The 22,819-nt window shown below is 64.6% G+C and carries 20 protein-coding genes, 1 tRNA gene, 1 rRNA gene and 2 pseudogenes; 12 read left to right on the forward strand and 12 right to left on the reverse strand.

Annotated features, from left to right (window positions below):
- The 4 genes from rrf to AC5RW2_RS36455 form a co-directional block, all read left to right on the forward strand.
- Nucleotides 1–107: ribosomal RNA gene (gene rrf, locus AC5RW2_RS36440) — 5S ribosomal RNA — on the forward strand; the annotation flags it as partial.
- An 84-nt stretch (nt 108–191) separates the two neighbouring features.
- A complete protein-coding gene (locus AC5RW2_RS36445; protein ID WP_493964350.1) occupies nt 192–677 on the forward strand; it encodes an SRPBCC domain-containing protein in 486 nt (161 codons plus the stop codon).
- A gap of 92 nt (nt 678–769) precedes the next feature.
- Complete coding sequence (locus AC5RW2_RS36450) at nt 770–2,113, forward strand: FAD-binding oxidoreductase (RefSeq protein ID WP_493964407.1); 1,344 nt, start codon at nt 770–772, stop codon at nt 2,111–2,113.
- Between the two features lie 130 nt (nt 2,114–2,243).
- A complete protein-coding gene (locus tag AC5RW2_RS36455; RefSeq protein ID WP_493964351.1) occupies nt 2,244–2,864 on the forward strand; it encodes a class I SAM-dependent methyltransferase in 621 nt (206 codons plus the stop codon).
- A 6-nt stretch (nt 2,865–2,870) separates the two neighbouring features.
- Here AC5RW2_RS36455 and AC5RW2_RS36460 read toward each other — a convergent pair whose 3' ends face one another.
- The 4 genes from AC5RW2_RS36460 to otsA form a co-directional block, all read right to left on the reverse strand.
- Nucleotides 2,871–4,205: a DUF4032 domain-containing protein gene (locus AC5RW2_RS36460; protein ID WP_493951191.1), complete on the reverse strand. Its 1,335-nt coding sequence runs from the start codon at nt 4,203–4,205 to the stop codon at nt 2,871–2,873.
- A gap of 24 nt (nt 4,206–4,229) precedes the next feature.
- On the reverse strand, nt 4,230–5,384 hold the full coding sequence (locus AC5RW2_RS36465; RefSeq protein WP_493951190.1) for an ABC transporter ATP-binding protein: 1,155 nt from the start codon (nt 5,382–5,384) through the stop codon (nt 4,230–4,232).
- A gap of 178 nt (nt 5,385–5,562) precedes the next feature.
- Nucleotides 5,563–6,363 carry a trehalose-phosphatase gene (otsB, locus tag AC5RW2_RS36470; protein ID WP_493964352.1) on the reverse strand — a complete coding sequence of 267 codons (801 nt, stop codon included), beginning with the start codon at nt 6,361–6,363 and terminating at the stop codon, nt 5,563–5,565.
- On the reverse strand, nt 6,356–7,831 hold the full coding sequence (gene otsA, locus AC5RW2_RS36475; RefSeq protein ID WP_493964353.1) for an alpha,alpha-trehalose-phosphate synthase (UDP-forming): 1,476 nt from the start codon (nt 7,829–7,831) through the stop codon (nt 6,356–6,358). Before otsA ends, otsB begins: the two co-directional genes overlap by 8 nt.
- Nucleotides 7,832–8,023: 192 nt before the next feature.
- Between otsA and AC5RW2_RS36480 the strand changes: the two genes are divergently transcribed.
- The 5 genes and pseudogenes from AC5RW2_RS36480 to dmpG all read left to right on the forward strand — a co-directional run bounded on the left by AC5RW2_RS36480 (nt 8,024) and on the right by dmpG (nt 11,306).
- The gene (locus AC5RW2_RS36480) at nt 8,024–8,902 is read left to right on the forward strand and encodes a DsbA family protein (protein WP_493964354.1); all 879 of its coding nucleotides are present in this window, start codon (nt 8,024–8,026) and stop codon (nt 8,900–8,902) included.
- A 126-nt stretch (nt 8,903–9,028) separates the two neighbouring features.
- Nucleotides 9,029–9,102 (forward strand) — tRNA-Thr (locus AC5RW2_RS36485).
- Nucleotides 9,103–9,783: 681 nt separating this feature from the next.
- Nucleotides 9,784–9,987, forward strand: a complete 204-nt coding sequence (locus AC5RW2_RS36490; protein WP_494075101.1) for an excalibur calcium-binding domain-containing protein — start codon at nt 9,784–9,786, stop codon at nt 9,985–9,987.
- A 169-nt stretch (nt 9,988–10,156) separates the two neighbouring features.
- A complete protein-coding gene (locus tag AC5RW2_RS36495) occupies nt 10,157–10,384 on the forward strand; it encodes an excalibur calcium-binding domain-containing protein (protein ID WP_493964355.1) in 228 nt (75 codons plus the stop codon).
- A gap of 140 nt (nt 10,385–10,524) precedes the next feature.
- A pseudogene (gene dmpG, locus AC5RW2_RS36500) lies at nt 10,525–11,306 on the forward strand (4-hydroxy-2-oxovalerate aldolase).
- 62 nt (nt 11,307–11,368) lie between these two features.
- Here dmpG and AC5RW2_RS36505 read toward each other — a convergent pair.
- The 4 genes from AC5RW2_RS36505 to AC5RW2_RS36520 form a co-directional block, all read right to left on the reverse strand.
- Nucleotides 11,369–12,508, reverse strand: coding sequence for an aminopeptidase P family protein (locus AC5RW2_RS36505; RefSeq protein WP_493964356.1), 1,140 nt, complete (start codon nt 12,506–12,508; stop codon nt 11,369–11,371).
- A gap of 169 nt (nt 12,509–12,677) precedes the next feature.
- Nucleotides 12,678–13,199 carry a hypothetical protein gene (locus AC5RW2_RS36510; protein WP_493964357.1) on the reverse strand — a complete coding sequence of 174 codons (522 nt, stop codon included), beginning with the start codon at nt 13,197–13,199 and terminating at the stop codon, nt 12,678–12,680.
- 26 nt (nt 13,200–13,225) lie between these two features.
- Nucleotides 13,226–14,104: an HNH endonuclease family protein gene (locus tag AC5RW2_RS36515; RefSeq protein ID WP_493964358.1), complete on the reverse strand. Its 879-nt coding sequence runs from the start codon at nt 14,102–14,104 to the stop codon at nt 13,226–13,228.
- A gap of 133 nt (nt 14,105–14,237) precedes the next feature.
- Nucleotides 14,238–14,765: a DUF2306 domain-containing protein gene (locus AC5RW2_RS36520; protein WP_493964359.1), complete on the reverse strand. Its 528-nt coding sequence runs from the start codon at nt 14,763–14,765 to the stop codon at nt 14,238–14,240.
- Nucleotides 14,766–14,799: 34 nt separating this feature from the next.
- Between AC5RW2_RS36520 and AC5RW2_RS36525 the strand changes: the two are divergent.
- Together AC5RW2_RS36525 and AC5RW2_RS36530 are read left to right on the forward strand one after the other, a co-directional pair.
- Nucleotides 14,800–15,434 (forward strand): annotated as a pseudogene (locus AC5RW2_RS36525) (DUF7010 family protein).
- A 164-nt stretch (nt 15,435–15,598) separates the two neighbouring features.
- Nucleotides 15,599–16,117 (forward strand): hemerythrin domain-containing protein, encoded by a 519-nt coding sequence (locus tag AC5RW2_RS36530; RefSeq protein ID WP_494075102.1) that lies wholly within the window; start codon nt 15,599–15,601, stop codon nt 16,115–16,117.
- Between the two features lie 30 nt (nt 16,118–16,147).
- On the opposite strand, the gene AC5RW2_RS36535 is transcribed toward AC5RW2_RS36530, so the two are convergent.
- From AC5RW2_RS36535 to AC5RW2_RS36550, 4 genes are all read right to left on the reverse strand, one after another.
- Entirely contained in the window at nt 16,148–17,425 is a 1,278-nt protein-coding gene (locus AC5RW2_RS36535) for a CAP domain-containing protein (RefSeq protein ID WP_493964361.1), read from the reverse strand.
- A 116-nt stretch (nt 17,426–17,541) separates the two neighbouring features.
- Entirely contained in the window at nt 17,542–18,324 is a 783-nt protein-coding gene (locus tag AC5RW2_RS36540) for an IclR family transcriptional regulator domain-containing protein (RefSeq protein WP_493964362.1), read from the reverse strand.
- Nucleotides 18,325–18,388: 64 nt separating this feature from the next.
- The gene (locus AC5RW2_RS36545; RefSeq protein WP_493964363.1) at nt 18,389–20,245 is read right to left on the reverse strand and encodes a bifunctional sugar phosphate isomerase/epimerase/4-hydroxyphenylpyruvate dioxygenase family protein; all 1,857 of its coding nucleotides are present in this window, start codon (nt 20,243–20,245) and stop codon (nt 18,389–18,391) included.
- 33 nt (nt 20,246–20,278) lie between these two features.
- Nucleotides 20,279–21,151, reverse strand: coding sequence for a shikimate dehydrogenase (locus AC5RW2_RS36550; RefSeq protein WP_493964364.1), 873 nt, complete (start codon nt 21,149–21,151; stop codon nt 20,279–20,281).
- A 262-nt stretch (nt 21,152–21,413) separates the two neighbouring features.
- Between AC5RW2_RS36550 and AC5RW2_RS36555 the strand changes: the two genes are divergently transcribed.
- Entirely contained in the window at nt 21,414–22,745 is a 1,332-nt protein-coding gene (locus AC5RW2_RS36555) for an MFS transporter (RefSeq protein WP_493964365.1), read from the forward strand.
- Nucleotides 22,746–22,819: the final 74 nt, after the last annotated feature.

Here is a 22,819-nt window from a genome sequence, read left to right on the forward strand (position 1 = left end):
ATAGCGTGGGGGAAACGCCCGGTCCCATTCCGAACCCGGAAGCTAAGGCCCACAGCGCCGATGGTACTGCACTCGGGAGGGTGTGGGAGAGTAGGTCACCGCCGGACACTCATTACAAGGGAAGGCCCCGCCAACGACGGCGGGGCCTTCCCCGTTTAACCACAAAAACAACCCAGACTAGGCTTGGGCGTATGGACACGTCTTTGTTCTCCCATGCGCCGCAGGAGCCCCAACCAACCAAGAGCGCCGAACCGGTGCACTGCCGTGTGACGATCGCGCGGGACAGCAGGGAAGCGTTCGAGGGTTTCACCGACCTCATTCACCTGTGGTGGCCAGTCGACAGCCACAGCGTGGCCGGTGAAGGCAGCCATGTGGAGTTTGAAGACCAGGTCCTGACTGAAACGAGCGTTGAGGACGAGGTCCATGTTTGGGGCGAGATCCTGGACTGGATACCCGACAGCCACCTGCGCCTCACCTGGCACCCGGGCACGAGTCCGGCGACAGCGGGAGAACTGCGCGTCGACTTTGCGGAAGCCTCCCCGGGGCGCACGGAGATCCTGCTGGCCCACTCGGGCTGGGAGAACATGCCAGACGGCCAGCAGCAGCGGGCCGACTACGCTGAGGGGTGGCCCGAGGTACTCGGCCGCTATGTCCGCTTCATGGGCGGCCCGGCGTGAGCCGCACACATCATCCTGCAACTACCACTGGAGGCCTTGAGACCGTGACCGATTCCTTCCTTGCCGGGCTTGTGGATGTGCTGCCCGCCGGTATGGTCAGCACCGAACCGGGTGATTTGGCCGCCTGCGCCGTCGACCAAGGTCCGGTGCTGGACCATCAGCTGCCCATTGCCGTCGTCCGGGTGCAAAGCGTGGAGGACGTGCAGGCTGTGATGCGCGCAGCCCACGCGGCCGGGGTGCCGGTGGTATGCCGCGGCGCTGGGACGGGTGTGTCCGGCGGCGCGCACGCCACGGAAGGGTCCCTGGTGCTGAGTCTGGAGCGTATGGACCGAATCCTGGAGATCCATCCCGAGGACGAGATCGCCCGGGTGGAACCTGGCGTGATCAACTCCGACCTGAACGCCGCCGTGGCCGAGTACGGGCTGATGTACGCACCGGACCCGGCCAGCTACCGCCTCTCGACGATTGGCGGGAACATCGCCACTAACGCCGGCGGGCTGCGCTGCGCAAAGTACGGTGTGACCCGCGAATCCGTGCTGGCGCTCGACGTGGTGCTGGCCGACGGAACCTTGATCCACACCGGTCACAGGACCTTCAAAGGCGTTGCCGGCTACGACCTGACCGGACTGTTTGTGGGTTCTGAGGGCACTTTGGGCGTCGTGGTGGGAGCGACGGTCCGGTTGCGCTATCTGCCTGTCGCCGTGGAAACGGTGGCGGCGTTCTTCCCCGACGTGACGGCTGCCGCGGCCGGCGTTCTGGCCGTGGGCCGCGCCCGCGTACAGCCCGCCATCATGGAACTGTTGGACGGTAACACCATGGCCCAGTTGGACAAGGAGCAGGGGTCCGATCTGTGCAGCCGGGGTGCAGCGCTGTTGCTGATCCAGACCGACGGCTATGCGGCCGGAGTGGAAGCAGGCATTATCCGCGATGTTCTCACCAGGCTTGGCGGCGACATTAAGGCGGCCGACGCCGTGGAAGCGGTCCGTCTGGTCGATCTGCGCAGGCATAGTCGCGGAGCCGAAGCGGACGACGATTTCCGGGTTGGGGAGGACGTGGCGGTGCCTCGTTCCCAGCTGGTGCACTACATCAACCAATTGCAGGGTATCGCCGAACGGCACGGCGTCGGTCTTAAGGTTGTGGCGCACGCAGGGGACGGGAACTTACATCCCACCTTCTGGGTTGGCCCCGGGGAGGTGGCGAAGGTGCCGGCGCTCAATGCGGCGCTGGACGAGTCCATCGATGTCGGCCTGGCACTGGGCGGCACAATCACTGGCGAGCACGGGATCGGGCAGTTCAAGGTGCGGTGGCTGGGGCGCGAACAGAGCGAAGAGGTGTTGGAGTTGCAGCGCCGGCTGAAGGATGTGTTTGATCCGCAGCGGCTGCTCAATCCGGGCAAGGCGTTGCCCGCGGGCGTACCGGAGCACATACCGTCCTGAGCGCCCGGGGGGCTGAAGGCGCTGCCGCTGGTTCACCGAAGCTCTGAGTCGCTTGCCAAGGGCCGAGTCGCTGGACAGGGCGGCTGAGGGACGTGCCCGGCGGGAAGTGCCCCGCGCGTAGGCTAGTGCCATGAGGAAAGAGACGTTGTGGGAAGAAATGAAGCGCCAGAACCCGGGGCATTCGGCCTGGTACATTCAGCGCTTCGAAAAGATGCGGGCCGAGGGAGCGGACCTGCATGGTGAGGCCCGGCTGATCGACGCGATGGTGCCCCGCGGCAGCCGGATCCTCGACGCCGGATGCGGACCGGGCCGGCTGGGCGGCGAACTGGCGCGCCGCGGCCACACGGTGTTCGGCGTCGACGTGGATCCGGAGTTAATCGAAGCAGCACGCAAGGACCATCCCGACTGCACCTGGCTGGTCGGCGACCTCGCCGAACTGAATCTGCCAGCTCAAGGTGTCGCCGAGCCGTTCGATGTCATCGTCAGCGCCGGGAACGTGCTTACTTTTCTCGCCCCGGGCACCTCCGGCGAAGTGCTGCGAAAGCTGGCCGACCACTTGGCTCCTGGCGGCCGGCTCGTGACCGGCTTCGGAGCAGGCCGCGGCTACGACTTCGACCAGTTCTTATCCGACGCTTCCGCCGCCGGCCTGGCCGCGGACCTGCGATTGTCCACCTGGGACCTGCGGCCCTTCACGCCGTCGTCGGACTTCCTGGTCGCCGTTCTCAGCAAGGTGGCGGGGAAGCAGGCTTAAGCGGAGTCAACCTTCGTCGGTCTCGGCGGCGTCCAAGGCGGCAGCGGTCTGCTCGTCCGGATTCAGCATGATGGTTGCCTCGTCCCGCCGGTGGCGCAGCACCGAATCGACATACGACTGCACTGCCTCCGCCAGCGGCACGTTCCGGTCCTGGTCTTCCGAGACGTACCAACGATGCTCGAGCACCTCATGGACCACTTCGGCCGGTTCCAGCTTTCCCGCCAGCTCGCGCGGGATCGCCTTGACGATCGGCTCGAAGACGTGGCGGACCCAGCTGTGGGCGCTGACTTCCTCGCTCTGCTCCGACTGGTGGTCCGCACGGTAGGCATCCAGGTCGTTGAGCAGCCGCCGCGCCTGGTTTTCCTGGACGTCGAGGCCGGTCAGCCGGAGCAGCCGGCGTTGGTGGTGCCCGGCGTCCACCACCTTGGGCTGGAGGCGGATGCTGGTTCCGTCGGCCGTGCTCTTGATGGAGAACTCTTCTACGTCGAACCCCAGATCGTTCAGCCGCCGGATCCGGGCGTTGACCCGCCACCGGTCGCCTAAGTCGAACGACTCCTCGTCCGTCAGCTCCGCCCAGAGCTTTCGGTAGCTGTCCATGATCCGCTCGCTGGTCGTTACCGGATCCACTCTGTCTTCCAGCAGGCCGCCCTCGACCAGATCCATCATCTCGCCGGCGATATTTACCCGGGCTATCTCGAGGTCGTGTTCTCGCTGGCCGTTGGAGAGCTGCGGGTGCAGTTCGCCGGTTTCGGCATCCACCAAATAGGCCGCGAACGCGCCGGCGTCCCGGCGGAAGAGTGTGTTGGACAGCGAGACATCGCCCCAATAGAAACCGATCAGGTGCAGGCGCACCATCAGCAGAGCCTGCGCATCGATTAGGCGGGTCAGGGTCTCCCTGCGCAGTGTCTGGGAAAACAGCGCGCGGTAGGGGAGCGAGAAGCGCAGATGACGGGTGACCAGCACCGGCTGTAGCTCCGATCCATCGGTGCGCATGCGCCCGGTCATCACGGCTACTGGTTCCACACAAGGTAGGCCCAGCCGCTGCAGTTTGCGCAGCATCTGGTATTCGTGCCGTGCTGCCTCTTCGCCGGTCTCCTTGATGGCCACCACGCCGGCGCCCAGCGGAGCGAACCGGACCACGTGCCTGGACAGGCCGCGGGGCAGCGCCGCCAGGTTCTCCGCCGGCCAGTCTTGCAAGGCCAGATGCCACGGCAGGTCCAGCAGCCGCTCGTCGGTGGTGGCCGCGGTGATGCTCAAGGAAGCGATCGCCGCGGCCTCACCGGACAGAGCCGTGTCGGCGGTGCCCCGGACGGGGCCGCCGGTGCCGGAGTGAGCAGCCATAATGACTACATCCTAGGCATGGGACTAGTCGGCTGTCTTTCCGGCCTCGACCGGGGCATTGAGGTCTTCCACCGAAGCCTCCGGAGTGCCCGGTGCATGCTCGCCCAGGCGCAGTCCGGTCTGGGTATCGAACAGGTGCACGTGCCCCTCTTTGGGACGCACGTAGACGGTGCTGCCAGCTATCGGCGGCGTCCGTCCATCCACCCGGCCGGTGATCTCGTAACGCTTGCCGTCCAACTCGGTGTGTCCGTAGACGTAGGCATCGGCACCGAGTTCCTCGACCACGTCCACGAACACCGCTAGGCCGTGGTTGTCCTCGGCGCGCTCCAGATCCTCCGGGCGGACGCCGAGCGTCACCGTGCTGCCGTGCGCCTCGCCGAGCAGGTCCCGCGGCACCGGATAAGTCATGCCGCCGAACTGGACACCGCCGTCGGTCACTGGCAGTTCCAGCAGGTTCATGGCGGGGGAGCCGATAAAGCCGGCGACGAAGACGTTCGCCGGCCGATCGTAGAGGGCGCGCGGAGTGTCCACCTGCTGCAGGACACCGTCCTTGAGCACGGCAACCCGGTCGCCCATGGTCATGGCTTCCACTTGGTCGTGGGTGACGTAGACGGTGGTGACGCCCAGCCGGCGGGTCAGCGAGGCGATCTGCGTCCGCGTCTGCACGCGCAGCTTGGCGTCAAGGTTGGAGAGCGGTTCGTCCATCAGGAACACCTGGGGATTGCGCACGATCGCCCGGCCCATGGCCACACGCTGGCGCTGGCCGCCGGAGAGCGCCTTGGGCTTGCGGTCCAGATACTCTTCCAGATCCAGCAGTTTGGCGGCCTCGCGGACCCGTTCGGCACGTTCTTCCTTGGACACGCCCGCGATCTTCAGGGCAAAGCCCATGTTGTCGGCCACGGACATATGTGGGTAGAGCGCGTAGTTCTGGAAAACCATCGCGATGTCGCGGTCCTTGGGCGGTACGTCGGTCACGTCTCGGTCGCCTATCAGGATCCGGCCGGCGTTGACGTCTTCCAGACCGGCCAGCATCCGCAGCGACGTGGATTTGCCGCAGCCGGACGGGCCGACCAGAACCAGGAATTCGCCGTCGGCAATCTCCAGGTTGAGGCTGTTCACGGCGGGCTTCTCGGTGCCCGGGTACAGGCGAGTGGCATGATCGAACGTTACCGTTGCCATCATTGTTTCCCTTCACGGGCAGGTACGTGCCCGACGATCCGTAGTGATGGGTGAATATTCAGTTTTCAAGCGGCTCGCCGCGCACACGCCGTGAGGCGGCTCACGCCCTCAGTATGCCACGGCTGTCAAAGTGCCCGGCGACGCTTCGGTCAACATCCGGTGCCGTCGAAAACGCGCGCTAAGCCTGCACCTCAGCCGCTCGGAGCTCGGCCAGCAAGGCCAACGCAGCAGCGAAAGCCTGCGGGGACTCCACCCGGTATTGCGCAGCGGTGTTGCCCGGCCCCACCTTGATACCGACGTCGGCATCCCGCAGGACGGCGAAGGCATGCTCGTCGGTGACGTCATCACCGGCGAAAAAGACGGCGGTCGCGCCGGTGACGGCGCGCAGCAGGCCGATGCCCTGGCCCTTGTCCGCACTGAGCACCGACGTCTCCAGCACGCGCTTGCCGTCGCTGAGCTGCAGCCCGGGAATCGCCTGCAGCGCGGCCCTGGCCTGCTCGGTGGCTGCCGCTGCAATATCGTCGGCGGCGGTGCGGGTATGGAGTACGACGCCGGCCGGCTTGGCTTCCAACCGCGTGCCCGGGTGGGCCGCGACGACCTTTTCGACGACGGCGGTGGCAGCGGCCAGCACGCGCAACTGCGACTCGTCCAGCACCAACGGGGGGCTGTCCGGGCCGGTGAAGACTTCGCCGCCGTGGGAGCCGATCAACAGGGTCCGGTCGTCAGGGGATGCCACGGCACGCAGGCTGGCCAGCGCCCGGCCGGAGATGAAGGCGGTGGACGTATTCGGCAGATCGGCCAGCGCGGCGACGGCAGCGGCCGAGGCCGGCAGTGGCCGGGCATCCTCGGCCCGCGGCACGATCGGTGCCAGCACGCCGTCGAAATCCAGCGCCACCAGCAACCGCTCCGTTCCGGCTAAATGCTCCAGCGCGGCCCGCAGTTCTGCCGGCACTGCCCGCTCGCGGCCGTGCTCAGTCATGTTCACCCGCACGCTCCTGTTCACCCGCTTGCTCGAGCGCCGTCAGGAAAGCGCGCGACCAGTGCTCCACGTCGTTCTGCAGGATTTGCCGGCGCATGGCCCGCATCCGCCGGTTGGCCTCGGCCCGCGGCATGTTGACCGCCCGGACAATGGCCTCCTTGAGCCCGTCGATGTCGTGCGGATTGACCAGGATCGCCTGCTTAAGCTGGTCGGCGGCGCCGGCAAACTCGCTGAGCACTAGTGCCCCGTCCGCTTTCTTGCGGGAGGCAACGTATTCCTTGGCCACCAGGTTCATGCCGTCGCGCAACGCCGTCACCAGCATCACGTCGGCGGCCAGATAGAGCGCCACCATCTCCTCCACCGGGTAGCTGTGGTGCAGGTAGCGGATGGCGGTGTTCTCCAGGGTGTCGAAGGTTCCGTTGATCCGACCGACGGCCCCTTCGATTTCCTCCCGCAGCAGCCGGTAGGACTCCACCCGCTCGCGACTGGGGGAGGCCACCTGGATCAGCACCGCGTTCTCCACGTCCAGCTTGCCGTCTTCGAGCAGTTCACCGTATGCCTTAATCCGGTGCCCGATGCCCTTGGTGTAGTCCAGCCGGTCCACGCCCAGTACCACGGTGTCCGGGTTGCCCAGTTCCTGCCGGATCTGTTCTGACCGGGCAATCACGTCAGGCCGGTGGGCCAGCTCGTTGATGTGCTCCACATCGATGGAAATCGGGAAGGCGCCGGCCCTGCAGAGGCGGACACCGCCGTCGTTGTTTTCCACTTGCACCTGCTGCTGGCGCACAGCGAAACCGCTGAAGCGGCGCACGCAGCGCAGGAAGTTGCTGGTGTCGCTGGGGCGCTGGAAGCCCAGCAAGTCGGCACCAAGCAGGCCCTCGATCACCTGCCGTCGCCACGGAAGCTGGGCGAAGATTTCCAGCGGCGGGAACGGAATGTGATTGAAGAAACCGATCCGCAGGTCCGGCCTCGCCTCGCGCAGGAGCTTCGGAACCAGTTGCAGTTGGTAGTCCTGCACCCAGACGGTGGCGCCCTCCGCGGCAATCTCCGCCGTGGCGTCGGCGAAGCGCTGGTTGACCATCTTGTAGCACTCCCACCAGGTGCGGTGGAATTCCGGCGACGCGATCACGTCGTGGTACAGCGGCCAGAGCGTGGCGTTGGAAAAGCCTTCGTAGTACATTTCAACGTCATCGGCGCTCAAAGCAACCGGCACCAAGTGCATATTGTCGTGGTCGAACGGGTCTACTTTCTCGTCCGGGACGCCCGGCCAGCCCACCCAGGCACCCTCGGTCTTGGCCATCACCGGCGCCAACGCCGTAACCAGTCCGCCGGGCGACCGGCGCCACTCGCCCTGCCCGTCCTCGTCGATGGTGTAGTCCACCGGCAGCCGATTGGAGACGACGATCAGGTCGTACTCACCATACTGGCGTCCTTCTGCGTCCCTATCGTTTTGAGCGGAATCCGCCAATTGACTCTCCTTTGTGTGAAGTCGTCCTGATGAAGACCTTATAAGGAATGGAAACCTGTCGCTTCCCCGGATCGTTCCCTCAAGTACAAACGTGAACGCGGCCACTGATGCCGCCTGAACGTTGAAGTTGCAACTAAACTGGTGCTGATGTGCCCTGCCGGGGCGAAGCAGACCGAAAAGACGCGAGGATTCATGGCTCACCCAAACAGCCCTAAGCCGACCAAGGCCGAGCGCACCGCAGCGGCCCGCGATAAGGCCCGCCAGATGCGCGAGGCACAGCAGAAGCGTGAAAAGCGCAACTCGCTGCTGGTCAAGGGCGGGGTGGTGGTCGCTGTACTGGTGATCATTGGTGTGATTGCCGCGGTTGTCATCACCAACCAGCGCGGCCAGATTGCCGACGCCGGTGCAGCGCCGGCGCACGGCAACGCATTCGGTGGCTACACCATCACGCAGAAGGGTCTGGCGGACACGGAGGCCGCCCAGGTGGATGTGGCGAACATCCCGGCGCCCGCCTCCACCAAAGGCGACGTCATCGTGCCGGCCGGCGTAGCTGCGGCGCCTAAAGGCAAGCCGGCGAGCATCGTGATGTACGTGGACATGGGCTGCCCGGTCTGCAAGAGCTTCGAAGGCCAGTACGGCGGGTACCTCACCGACCTCACCTCCTCCGGCGACGCAACCGTCGAGTACCGGGTGGCCACCTTCCTCGACCGGGTGTCGACTACCAACTACTCCTCCCGCGCTGCTAACGCCGTGGCCTGCGTAGCCGATTCCAAGCCCGAAGTCTTCAACGATTACCTGACGCAACTGTTCGCCCAGCAGCCGGCCGAAGGCGGTGCCGGCTTGGACAACGCCACGTTGACCAAGATTGCCGAATCGGCCGGGGCAACCGACGTGTCCTCCTGCATTGACGACGGCGAATTCCGTCCCTGGACCAAGTTCGTGAACCAGACCTTCAGCGAGTACCAGGTGGGCGGCACGCCTACGGTCTACGTGGACGGACAGAAGTGGGATCCGAACACCGCCGGCGACTTCCAGGAGTTCGCCCAGGGCGTCATCGACGCCCGCGCCTAATCCCTTCGCCGTGCCGGTTCCCCGGCGCGGCAAACAGGCGGCGGCTTGCGAGTTTCACGCGGAGCCGCCGCCTGGGCTACCCTTATCTAGCCGGTTTGTCCGGCACGCTGGCGGAAACGCCAGCACGCCTCCTTAGCTCAGTTGGCCAGAGCACCTGTCTTGTAAACAGGGGGTCGCCGGTTCGAATCCGGCAGGGGGCTCCGCGAACCCCTCTCTGACTAGGCGAATGCCAGTCGGGAGGGGCTTACTCATGTTGGGACGGCAGCCTAAGAAACGCTTTACACACGCTTTGAACGAAAAAGTGACGCCCGGGCCTGCTTCGCGGCGCATAGCAGCACCATGGAACGAGACACGAACACCGAACCGGTAAAGCTGCTGACTCGTGGGCAGGTGGCGTCCCTTTGGGAGATTTCGCCGAAGACCCTGGCAAACTGGGAGAGTGCCGGCAGCGGGCCACCGGCGATCAAGTTGCGCGGTCACATCGTCAGGAATGAAGCGCCCGCCGTCGCTGCCCTGGTACCGCGATAACCACGCGGCAGCCGCGTAATGGCGCGCACCAAGCTAGCCCCTGGCGACTGGACGACACTCAAGGGAAAGAAGAATGAGGGTACCGGGCTGTGGCGGGATGGTGCAGGGCTGGCTGCCGCCGAACATGGCGTTCCGCTGCGAATATGTCGCGCTCCAGACCGCGGTCAAAGCCAAGTACGGGCTCTGGATGACCAAGGCCGAAGCCGCGGCGATCAAAAACATCATCACCAGCTCGTGTCCCGACCAGCCGGTTCCGGCCGACAACGGGGGAGTGAAGGTACCTGTCGCAGCGAAGCCGGCTCCTGAGCCCCCGCCGAAGCCGAAGCCAGCTCCTGCACCCAAGCCGGCACCCCGTGCAGAAGGCAGCGGCCGGCGGGAACGTGTTCTACCAGAACTGCACTGCCGTGAAGCAGGTCGGTGCGGCACTGATTCGTGTCGGCGACCCGGGGTGGGGCACCAAGTTCGACCGCGACGGCGACGGGGTCGGCTGCGAAAGCTGGGCGGTGAGCCTGCCACCGCCGTACACTCGGGAACATACTGAATGGCGGGCGCGCTAGCGAGCAAGACAACAGGCTTATTGCCAATAAACGAAAGGTGAGACCATGGCGGCAGTCGTAGCCCCAGGGCGACTCACTGCTGGACCAATCGCTGCGACGGTAGTGCTTTTGGCTTCATTGGTCCTCTTTTTCGTCACCGACAACGCGCTTGTGGTTGTCGCCGTAGCTGGTGCCATGGTGTTCTCACTATTCGGACTACAGATTTCCAAGTGGTACTGGGTCCCTTCCAGCCTTGGCGCATTCTTGTTGCTCTTGCTGCTTTCGCTCATGTTTCCCATGTGGACTGCAGGCTAAATGGTCTTGTCGCTGCGACCAGAACTGCACGGCGGCAGAGCAGGCCGGTGCGGCACCGATCCGTGCAGGCGATCCCGGTTTTGGACCCAAGTTTGACAGATAGTGACGGCGTCGGCTGCGCAAGCTGATCCCAGCGTTACCTTGCGGTGACCCCGGTGCAATAGTCTGTCTTCCTTCCGAACAGGGCTCTCGCGCCACTCCGACGTCGAACTGATCGAGGCAGCAGCCGAGGTCGCATCGAACATTGCCATCGCAACCCTGCTCATCCCGGGCATCGGGACCATCTCCGACCTCAAGCGGGCAGCATCCGCCGGGGTCAGCTACGTGCGGGTCGCAACGCATTGCACCGAGGCGGATGTCTCGGCCCAGCACATCGCGACCGCTCGCGAGCTCGGCCTCAACACCACGGGCTTCCTGATGATGAGCGCGCTGACCACACCAGCGAAGCTGGCCGAGCAGGCGAAGCTCATGGAGGGCTACGGAGCCCAGTGTGTCTACGTGGTCGACTCGTCGGGTGCCCAGACCATGGACGACGTCACCGACCGTGTCAACGCGCTCCGCGACGTATTGAACCCGGAACCGAGATCGGCATCCACGCCCACCACAACCTTTCGCTGGGCGTTGCCAACTCGATTGCGGCCGTAAAGGCGGGCGCGAACCGCGTCGATGCCAGCCTCACCGGGATGGGCGCGGGAGCCGGCAACGCGCCGCTGGAGGTCTTCATCGCCGTCGCCGAGAAACTCGGCTGGAGCCACGGCACCGACGTGATGGCCCTCATGAACGCCGCCGACGACATTGTCCGCCCGCTCCAGGTCCGCCCGGTTCAGGGCGACCGCGAGACCCTCGGGCTGGGCTACGCCAACGTCTACTCGTCGTTCCTGCTCCACGCCGAAACGGCGTCGGCCAAGTACGGGATCCCGACCATCGAGATCCTGATCGAGCTCGGTCGCCGCAAGATGGTCGGCGGCCAGGAAGACATGATCGTTGACGTCGCCCTCGACCTCTTGAAGAAGCAGGCCGCCTAACGCCCGAACAGCAGCCCGAACCCGTGGGAGCCCTCCCAGTAGGTTGAGTCTCGAGTTGAGGGCTAGGAGACGATCGCCATCTCATGTGGAGTCTGGTTCAGTCGCCGCCCGCCATCCGGCGTGACCGTGACGATGTCCTCGATGCGGACGCCGAATCGGCCGGGGAGGTAGATGCCTGGCTCGATCGAGAAGCACATGCCGGGCTGGAGGAGGTGGGTTTCGCCCGCCACCATGTACGGCGGTTCATGGGTGGTGAGCCCGATGCCGTGTCCGGTGCGGTGGATGAAGTAGTCACCGTATCCGGCTTCGGTAATCACGGCTCGTGGCGCGCGGTCGATCTCCTGGCACTCGATGCCGGGCTGCACCGCTTCGAAGCCCGCCTGCTGCGCACGGCGAACGACGTCGTGCACCTCACGTTCCTCCTCGGTGGGCTCGCCGACGTGCACGGTCCGGGTAGTGTCCGATCCGTAGCCGTGCTTGAGGCCGCCGAAGTCGAGCACCACCATGTCGCCGTCCTCGATAATCCGGTCGCCGATCTCATGGTGCGGGTTGGCACCGTTCGGACCCGAGCCTACAACGGTGAAGTCGACCTGCGAATGTCCGAACTGGCGCAGCAACTTGGCCAAGTCGGCGCCGACGTCAGTCTCGCGCCGGCCCGCGAATCGGACCTTGAGGATCTCCTCGTAGGTCTGGTCCGCAGCCGACCCGGCCGCGGCCAGCCTTGCCACCTCGTCGGCGTCCTTGATCGCGCGCAGCATGGGTAGCGCCGTGGTCATCGACACGTACGACGATTTCTCCAGCCTGCCCTGCAATCCGAGCAGGTGCATGGCCCATGCAGAGTCCGATACCGCGTAGCGCCCGGTGTCGTTCAGGAGCTTCGCCGTCGCCTCATATGGATCACTTCCGTCTGTCCAATCGAAAACCTGGAAGGTGGAGGCGCCGGGTGCTTTTTCCGCATCGGGACGTTCCAGCTTCGGAACGATCATGGCGGGCTCGCCGTCCGTGGGTATGACCAGCATGGTGATGCGCTCGGTGATCGCCACCGGGGCATAGCCGGTCATGTAGAGCAGATCCGGTCCCGGCGTCAGCAGCAGGCCGGCGAGTCCGGCGTCGTGCGCGGCCTGGGCAGCTCGCTGCTGCCGCTGTGAGAAGTCATCGGCAGTGAACGCGACCGGTTCAGCAGGGCTGCTCTGCTCAGTCACGACAACCTCCATCGAACAGTCGGTGAGGACAGGTTCATTAAGCGCCCCATGGAAACGACCTGGCAAGGGTCGGCCACCAGGCACTCCGTGCCCCCTCGTTCATCCGGGCGGGTGCCCACGGCGTCACGAAGGGGACCATTCATCTTTAGGGTGCTCGCAGCCGTCGTCGTCAGTCTTTGACTCGGATGTCGGTTCGCAGGTCTCGCACCGAGAGGTGGTCGGTAGCAGTACGAAAATCGGTGACAACGCCGTGCTGCGAATCGAACGTTGCTTCCGCCACGTACTCTGCGTCCTCTAGGTAAACCATGGAGAGGCGGATGCCGTCCTGCGTCCGTGCTGCGCCCGTAATCCGCTGGTTGTCCTGGTGTCCGCCCCAGATACGCATGGTGAGCGGATAGAAGAGTTGGATTTCATCCGGAAGCCAATCCGGCCGTTCATGCCCGATCGTTTCGACCCTGCCGCCGGTCCTTATGACGCAACCCTGGGACGGATCAGATGTGATGCTTCCGCCGTTGCCTTTGACGCTCCAACTATGATCGCCGTCGGAGACGCGGACTTTCAGGCTGACCATGTTGCCTTCGTGGTCGGTCCTGTCCACGATGGCCGACATGGGGTAGCGCAAGCCGGAGTCACGCACCACTGACAGCAGTTCCAGCAATGCTTCGAAGTCTTCGCGCCCGCTCACATCCACCTGCCGTCGATAAAAGCCCTATGAGGTCAGACCCGCCAGCGCAGGCGGCTGTCTGTAGACGACTTCTTGCACGTGTAGGTCTTGCCTTTGGCGCTGATGCCCTTGTGTCCCTTAGCCGCGCAGAAGGCGCCAGGGTGCACGCCCTTGACGATTTTGGCCGGGGTGGTGCTCTTGGCCGGAGTCTTGGGCGTCGAGGCTTTGCCGGCGGGCTTGATAGCGGTGACCTTCACGACCTTCTGGCCGGGGCACGAGGCGAGGACCCGCTTCATGGCAGCTTTTTCGGCGGAGGTAACCGACAAGGCGTACTTCTTCTTCACCGCGATCTGGGTGGCTACGTAGGTGCACCTGAAGGCCTTGTTTTTGGGCAACCAAGCGCTGGCCTCCCGGTCGCCCTTTGCACGGTTGGCGGAGGCATCGACGGCGCGCAAGTTCAGCGGGTCGTTGGCGAACGCGGTGCGCTGGGCGGTGGAAAGCTTCTGGGCACCTGAAACCCATGCCTGGCCGAGGGCGACGACGTGGTCGATGTCCACCTTGTTTCCGCCGCGGACGTGTTTGATGGTCTTGCCCGTGTAGGGGTCTTTCAGAGTCCCGGAGGCAATAACGCAATTACGTGTGCCGGGCTTGAAACGGTCCTTGGTCAGGTCGCGCTTGAGGATGTCATTGCGGGCGTCGCAGCCGTTACGGTCCGGATCCTTCCAGCCGGTGCCGAACTTGGCCCGCGAGTAGCCGGTCTTGGCGGCCTTGCCCTTGACCGGGAGGGTATTCAGTACCGAGGACGCGCTGGTTGTGGCATTTGCACTAGCTGCTTCGGCTGGAGTCGCGGCGGAGAAGCCCCCGAGCAGCAGGGCCGCGGCAGTGGTGATGGCGGCCAGTGGTCGGCCCAAACGGTTAATGGACGTGTTCATGATCCCCCATGAATCCGGCGCGGACCCGGACGATTTAGTGCGAATTTGCTGGTGATCCGTCTCGGACTTTTCGCCGCTTGTGAGCTACATTCTGTGGTCGAATGACCGAGCGAGGCTTTCCTTCGCCTTGCGATTAGCTATCGGCGGCCGAGCCGGCCACGTTAGGTGTGGGCGGGCTGTTCAGGAGACTTTTTGTGTCCGCCGAAAGGCGCGAAATTCCGAGGACAGTGAAAAATGCAGTCAAGGCGATCGCGGCTATCCACAGTGACAAACCAGCCAGATCATGGATAGCCATATGAGGGATCCTGCGGTCCGGGACCGCCACTACGCCGATAAAGGCACCTAGCACCCCGAAATAGCTGCCCTTCATGAATGAACGGTGTGATTGAATTTTCTTCTTCCGTGCGGTCCATAAACCGATTGACACCGTGAAGAATGTGAACACCGCCAAGCCATGCAGCCAGGTGAAACCGCCATTCAGGGTTTGGATGCCAAACGATGTCAGCGTCACAACGTACATGGCGAAAACCCAGACCCTGCCTATTGCGCGGTGGACGGACCCGCCCTTGGTGCGGCGTAGAAGCTGAAAGGCTCCGAACAAGATCGAGAATCCCGCTGCGATGGCATGAATGGCGATAAGGAATGTCCACTGAGGAGGCATAAGAGAATCCTAGACGGTGAGCACCATAACAAAGATGAACTTTGGCCTCTTCCTTGTCTTTTATTGCCAAGACCTCTTGACTATTTCCGTGACTGAACAATCAATCCGTGAATGGACGGTTAATGAAGCGCGGAGCACAGCCTCCGCTACGGCTGCCCACGGCGCGGCCTGGCTCATCGCTTTCGGCATCACGTTGTCCATCGCTGCAGCGCTTTCCTTCGTCCTGCCGCTTGAGGTCGCCGTTCTGGTGGCGGTCTTCCAAGGAGGCGTCGCATTGCCGCTTGCCTTCGCCCTCGAACGCCGGCTGGGTAGCGCGCCCATGGCCCCGGGCCATCCCTGGCGCTCGCTCTCGGTGCAACTGGCAATGGTGCAGATCGTCGCGCTGCCGCGGTGATCATGATGTACACGCAGAATCCGGCGCTGGTGCCGACCGTCTTTGCGGCGATCGGTGGGGCACATTTCCTGCCGTATGTTTGGCTGCACCAGTCGAAGATTTATCTCTATCTTGCGCTCGCCGTGGCTTTGGGCAGCTGGGCCATCACCGTGGCCGGTGGAGAGGGGGCCTACCGTTGGGTGATGGTCTGGTGGCCGCTATGCTACATCGTTGCCGCTGTACTGCTTTGGCGCCGGCACCGGCAGCTGCGCCCGTTGAGCCGGGGCAACGACTAGAGCAGCAACGCCAGCGACGGCGGTCACCGGGCGGTGCGGTCCGCGATCGGGGACCGCGCACGTGCCTGCGACGGCAGGGCCCTCGACAGCCTGCTGGTCCACATCGACAATGGACGAGTCCAGCCTGTCGAGCGGCGGGCACCCCTCAAGTTGAGGAGCACATGGTGACCGAGACCAATGTTGAGGCAGAGAGCGCGGCCGTGGACGCGATGGTCCGCCATCACACCGAACTAGTGGCGCGTGTGCAGGCGATGACGGCGGAGCTCACCCGGGCCATTGAAACCAGCGACGAGGATACCGCCTACAACGCGCACGGGATCCTGCTGGAGTGGGGAGAGCGGGAGATGCTGCCGCATGCTGCAGTGGAAGAAACCCAGCTATATTCCCCGGCCGGTGCCAGGGAGGAAGCCAGGCTGCTGGTGGAAGTGCTGACGGCGGACCACAAAGAGCTGGCTGTGCTGCTGGATGAGTTGCGCGGCGCCGCGGGAATCGAGGCGGCACTCGTGGCGGCGTCGTTGTCCCGCGTGTTCGCACTGCACATCGACAAGGAGAACCGTGTGCTGCTGCCTTTCATCGCCCGGACTCCCGACCTGTCCTTGTCCGCGGCCGTCGAAGGGCTGGTGGAACTGGTCGGCGATACCCATGTGCACGCGCCGGATGAGAGCAAGCACGCCCACGGCTAAGCGCGATCTCCAAGTCCTGGCGGACGCCCGTCAACTGCCGATGGTCAGCGTCTGCCAGCCGCCGACGCCGATGGTTGCCCGCTTGCCCAGCTTGTTGGCCAAGATCGGGTAGTGGTACAGGTTGCCGCGGGTATCCCGGGCCAGCAGCCCGGGTTTCCCATCGCCCAGGTGGTTGTGGATCATCGACAGATGGTTCATTGCGTTCCAGCCTGAGGGCGCGATGATCCGCCGGGACTCGGAGACGAACTTGCCGGCGCCGTTGGAACGGTACAGCTTGAGTTGCCCCGTGGTGGTCTTGGCGACCACGTCCATCTTTGCGTCGCCGTCGATGTCTGCGCTGAAGATCGACAAGGACTTCCAACCGGTCCCCAAGTCGGTGCGGCTGCCGTGCTTGAGCCCGGCCGGGTTCGCGTAGTGGTACAGCCGCCCGGTCACCGTGTTGCGTGCCAGCAGCGTCGGATATGTGTCGGCCTGTTTCCAGGCGGTAACCGTGACGTCGTAATTGCCCCAACCGGAGGACCCGATGGTCGCAGCTTTCACCAGGCCGCCGGCCGGCTTACCGAAGTGGGCGGTGAGTTTTCCGGACTTCCACCGGGCCACCAGATCCAGCACACCGTCGGCGTTCCAATCGGCGACCTCCACTTGGGCCACACCCTTGAACCCGCTGGCGACGTACCTGCGCTTGTAGAGGTCATGGCCCTTGGCCGAATCGTAGACATAAAGGTTGCCGGCGGAATCAACGGCAGCGATGTCCCCGTGCTGGAAACTGGCACGCACCATGCCCGGATGCGGCGGCAGCTTGGCCCTCGTGGACGGGTAACCGGCGATATTGGCCACCGCGACCGACATGCCGTACCAATCCTTGTGCGTGGTCTTCGTGTAACCGACACCGATGTCGGTCGCATTGGGGCTGAGCAGGCCGGCGCGGTGGGCGGGGGAGTCCATCCACCAGTCCACCACGTGCCGGGCGGAGTGGTTGATGGCGATGTTCTCGGTGTACCAGTCGAAGCCGGAGGGGATTTCCTTGCTGCCGTAGCCGGACCGGTGGATCTTCTCCAGATCCAGCTTGCCCTTGTTGATCCGCGTATTCAGTTCCTCGGACCATTGCTGTGCAACGTTGCCGGCGTTCTGGTTCCAGACCACCGGAGACAACCCGTTCTGCGCGCGGTACAGGTTGGTCAACCGCAGCACTTCGGCAACGAAGGGGTCCCCGGCTGTCCGGGTTGCGGCCGAGGCCGGTGAAAGTCCGGAAAAGGTCAGGGCCAGCAGCAGGACTGCTGTGATGAATGGTTTTATAAAAGTGCGCACCCCATCAGGGTAAACCGTTCACCTCAACGCGGAGCACCCCCGAGACGGTCCAAGGATACGGATAGGGGAAAAGTTTAAGTTCGAGGCAGGCTATGGACCGGAAATCATTGCCCGGATCAGGCCCGGCGGCCGCCGAAGTCATTGGCAATACGTTCGGCCGCCTCCTGCAGGCGGGGCAGGACCGTTTTCGTGATCGTGTCCTCCGGGCCGCGGTGCGTCTGCAGCGACACATTGAGGGCGGCTATCAGATCGTTGCCGCGGCGGACCGGGACGGCGAGCCCGCGAAGGCCATCGTCCAGCTCGCGCGAGACCAAGGACCAGCCGCGTTCGGCAGTGCGCTCGACCTCGGTGCGCAGCGCGTCGATGCTGCTGACGGTGTGCTCGGTGAACTGCGTGATTTCGATGCGGTCGAAGAAGGCGTCGCGGCTTGCCGCCGGCAGCCCCGCGACGAGCACGCGGCCCATGGAGGTGGCCCAGGCCGGAAACCGGGTGCCGACGTTGACCGAGACCCGGAGCATGCGCGGCGCCAGCACCCGTGAAATATAGACCACGTCCGTGCCGTCCAAGATGCACAGGGAGGTGGTTTCGTCGAGATCCACTGCCAGTTGCTTCAAGTGCGGTTCCGCAATCTGGGGAAGCGTCAGGCTGGACAGGAAGGAGGCCCCGATGTCCAGCGCGCGTGGTGTCAGCTCGAACGTGTTGCCGTCTGAGCGGAGGTAGCCCAGGTCGGTGAGCGTGAGCAGGAACCGCCGGGCGGCGGCGCGGCTCAAGTCCGCCTTGGCCGCGGCGCGGGTGATGGTCAGGCGCGGTTCGTCCGAACTGAACGCCAACAGCACGCCCAAGGTCTTCTCGGCGGACTTGACCCAATAGGCCGGCGCAGCGTCGTCCTGCAACTCCATGACCATTCCTATCCCTTCAACTGGCGGACGGCATTGTCCACGGCGGCGGGCAACGCGAGTGAGTTTAGCCGTTCTTGCTCAGACGATACTGCGCAGAGAGGCGAACCGGGGCATTCGGTGCACCGTAGCCGTCATAGTCGTTCCGGCGCTCGACGACCTCGAAGAAAACGCTCCCGACGGTTGCCGTGTAGAAATGGACGAACTCGCCCGATTCATCGCGGTCGTAGAGCAGGTTCAGTTCCTGCAGCGTGGCCAAGTACTTCGGGTCCAAGCGGAAGCGTGCCTGCAGGTCGGCGTAGTAGTTGGCCGGAATCTTCAGGAACTCCAGCCCGCCGGCCACGGCATTGCGGGCCAGCGCGACGACGTCCGTGCAGGCAAAGGCGATGTGCTGCGGGTAGGCCGACGCCGCCGATGGGCCGGGCCGTTCCATCACCAGCGGCGCGATGTTCAGGGCCAGCCGGACCATGCCGTCGTCGGTGCGCATGACCTGGCTGCGCACGAGGCCGACGGGGCTGGGCACTTCCGTAGAGGGCCGCGGGGCGAGCGAGAGGGTGCTCTCGTAGAACAGCACGCTCTCGTCGAAATGCTGCCATGGCTGCGCCAGGTTGACGTGGTCGATGCGCGTGATCAGCTCCGGGCCGGGCGGGACGGCAGCTTCGGCGATGAATTCCTCCGTCCAGGCGGAGGTGCCGTCATCGGTTGCCTCGCACAGGAAAATCTCGGTGGAGTCCGGCGCCTTGACGGCCTGCAGGACGGCTTCGTTGGCCTGGCTTTGCCGGGGAACTGCCTCCGCCTTGAGCTGGAGGGCGCGGGAAGCGGCAATCAACGGATCTTCCACGTCGAAGGCCAGCGCGGCAATGGTCGGTTCCAGTCCGCGGGCCTGCTGTTCGTTGACGATGATCCGCGCCCGGCCCTGGGTCCAGAGCTGCACCGGCTTGGTGCGGTGCCGGCCACGGAAGGCGAAACCCAGTTGCCGCAGCAACTGCTGGACCTGCTCGGTGTCTTCGGCTTTCACTTCGGCGAAGTTGAAGCCCGTCGGTTCGGCGACCCGGGGCAGTGTTGCCAGCTCCATCGCGTACGTGGCGTCCGGTCCGTCGGTTTTCTGCAGGTGCACGGAGGTCTGCTCTTCGAGCCAAATCAGTGAGCGCATGGCGTCGACGGCGGTGCGTTCCTCGTCCGCCTGGCGGAAAACGTCGTTGAAGATCTCCAGCGAGACCGGACCGTTGTAGCCGCTGCGGACCAGATGGCCCATGAACTTGTCGAGTTCCCAGGCGCCTTCGCCAGGGAAGACCCGGTAGTGCCTGCTCCAGGACAGGATGTCCATGCTGAGCTCGGGTGCGTCGGCCAACTGGACGAAGAAGATCTTCTCGGCCGGGATTTTCTCGATCCCGGCCGGGTCCCAGCCGCGGGACAGGATGTGGAAGCTGTCCAGGCAGGTGCCGATGTTCGGATGAGCGGCCAGTTCAACAATGCGCATGGCATGTTCGAAGTCGTTGACGAATTTCCCCCACGCTAGGGCCTCGTAGGCGATCCGGATCCCGTAGCGTGCGGCCAGGTCGCCGAGCTGGCGGAGCTGGGCTGCGGCCAGCTCGTCGTCGTCGTGGATGGCCGTGGCCACGTTGCTGCACAACAGCATCAGGTCCATGCCCAGTTCGTTCATCAGCCGGAACTTCGCCTCGGCACGGTAGAGGTTGTCGGTCAGCAGCTCCTCGGTGACGCCTTCGAAGTCCCGGAACGGCTGGTAGAGGTCGAGGGTGAGGCCCAGCTCCGCCGCCAGGGATCGGATTTCTCCGGGGCTGCAGGGGGAGACCAACAGGTCCTGTTCGAAGATTTCGATGCCGTCGAAGCCCGCGTTGGCGCAGGCGTGCATTTTTTCTTCCAGTGTTCCGCTGAGGCACACGGTGGCGATGGAGGTACGCAAGTGGGGGGACCTTTCCTGCAGCTGAGGCAGCCGTTATCGGCCTTGGGCGAGGAGTTCGAGGAAGTGTGCGCGCATCCGCGCCGAATCCGGTTCCAGTCCGGTGATGTAGCGGAAGGCGTCCACGGCCTGGCCCACGGCCATATGGCCGCCGTCCAGCACCCGGCAGCCCCTGGCCGTGGCGGCAGCGATGAGCTCGGTCTCGACCGGGCGGTAGATCACATCCGCCACCCAGTGCCGAGGCTGGAGCAGGGCGGGGTCCAGCGGAAGGCCCGGGTGGCTGTGCATGCCGACCGGGGTGGCATTGAGGATCCCGTCGGCGGCCGCAAGCAGCTCCGGCAGCCGGTCCATGGGTGCGACCGCCACTTCCTGTTCCGGGAAGAGCGCGGCCAGGGCGTCCCCTCGTTCTGCGGCCCGCAGGGGGTCGAGATCGAGCAGTGTCAGCCGCTGCAGGCCCTTCTTCAGCAGGGCATAGGCGACGGCGGAACCTGCACCGCCGGTGCCAAGCTGCACGACCGAGCCGAGCTCGGCGTCGGGCAGGCCCTGTTCCATCCCCCTGCTGAAGCCGGAGAAGTCGGTGTTGTGGCCGATGAACTTCCCGTCCCGAATCACCACGGTGTTGACGGCGCCCAAGCGTCGGGCGTCGTCGGACATGTCATCCAGGTGTTCCAGCACCAACTGCTTGCAGGGGTGGGTGATGTTGAAGGCGTTGTAGCCCAGATCGCGGCCCTGGTGCAGCAGTTGGCCCACCTGGTCGCCGGTCCGGTTGATCACGGAGAGGTCGATGGGCCGGTAGAGATAGCGGATTCCGTGCTGGTCCGCCTCGCGTTCGTGCATCGGGGGAGTGAGGGAGGCAGTAATGCCTTCACCGATCAGGCCGACCAGATAGGACTCCGCGACCGTGCTCATGATGACACCCTTCGTTCGATTACTGCACAATTGTACGCATATCGCACAGCGTGGCAAGAGGTGGTCTGGGTTGCCGCGCCGGCGAGGAAGTCTCTGGCCAGAAGAAGCCCGCCAGGGTCCGGAGTGAATCCGATAGCTATACGTCTTGTGCTTCTGCTGTGAGGTGCGCTACGTTGTACTGCGTTCGATCAGTGCACAGCGGTGCGCATAACGCACAACACCGTGGGCGGTATTGCTCACAGCAGTTGTTAAGGAGCTGACAATGACCACCGTCCACCAAGAGGATGCGGCCTTCGCCCATCACGGCAAGACGCCCAAGCGGGCGGCCTTGGCCAGTTTTATGGGCAGCGCCGTCGAGTACTACGACTTCTTCATTTTCGGTTCTGCCGCCGCGCTGATCTTCCCGCACGTCTTCTTTCCGGATGAAAGTGCACAGGCCGGGATCATGTCGCTGGCGACCTTCGGCTTCGCGTACATCGCCCGGCCCGTTGGCGCCATCTTCGTGGGCCACTTCGGCGACCGCATCGGCCGCCAGAAGGTGCTGATGTTTACGCTGATCCTGATGGGGGCCGCGACCTTCGTCATCGGCTGTATCCCCGACTTCGACACCATCGGCTGGTGGGCTCCGGCGATCCTGGTCTTCTGCCGCCTGATGCAGGGCCTCTCCGCCGCGGGCGAGCAGGCCGGCGCCAGTTCGCTGACGCTGGAGCACGCACCGGACGACCGCCGTTCCTTCTTCACGTCCTGGACCCTGACCGGCACCCAGGGGGGCCAGATCCTTGCCGCCCTGGTCTTCATTCCGGTCGTCGCCCTGCCGGACGAAATCAAGTACGGCATCGGCTGGAGGATTCCGTTCTGGCTCTCCGCCGTCGTCGTGATCGTCACCTACTTCATCCGCCGCCAGCTGCACGAAACCCCGACCTTCGAAGCCGCCAAGGCGAACAATGAACTGGCCAAGCTGCCGGTCGGTGTCCTGCTGCGCAATCACTGGCGCGACGTACTCCGGGTGATCTGCTGCGCGTTCATCGCCGCGGTCTCCACGGTCTACGGCACGCTGGCGATCAAGTACGGCGCCGAAGTAGGCAGCGTCGACGAAGGCATCACGCTGTGGCTGGTGGTCGCAGGCAACATCGGCGCACTCTTTACCCAGCCGCTGTTCGGCAAGCTCGCCGACCGGATCGGCCGCAAGCCGGTGTTCATCTACGGTGCGCTGGGCAGTGCCGCGATCATGCCCTTCTACTTGCTCTCGATGGAATCGGGCAACACCCTCCTGCAGTTCACCCTGTCCGTGCTGGTCTTCTCCTGCGCCTACGCCGCGGCCAATGCCGTCTGGCCGTCCTTCTACGCGGAGATGTTCAGCGCTAGGGTCCGGTTCTCCGGCTTGGCCATCGGCACCCAGATTGGCTTCCTGATGGCCGGCTTCGCACCGTCCATCGTTGCCGCCATCGGCGGCCTGCAGGAGGGCGGCTGGGTTGCCACCAGCATTTTCACCGCCATCATCGCAGGCATCGCTTCGATATCTGCGCTGACCGCCCGGGAAACCTACAAGGTGCCCACGGCAGAGCTTGGCGAACGCCGCCCGGCCAAGGTCTGACCCAGCAACCCAGGGACGCGTACGACGCCGGCGGGGGGGGTTGCCACCAAAGCCCCCCCCCGGGGGGGGTCGTT

This window comes from Arthrobacter sp. B0316-1-20 (assembly GCF_059091865.1).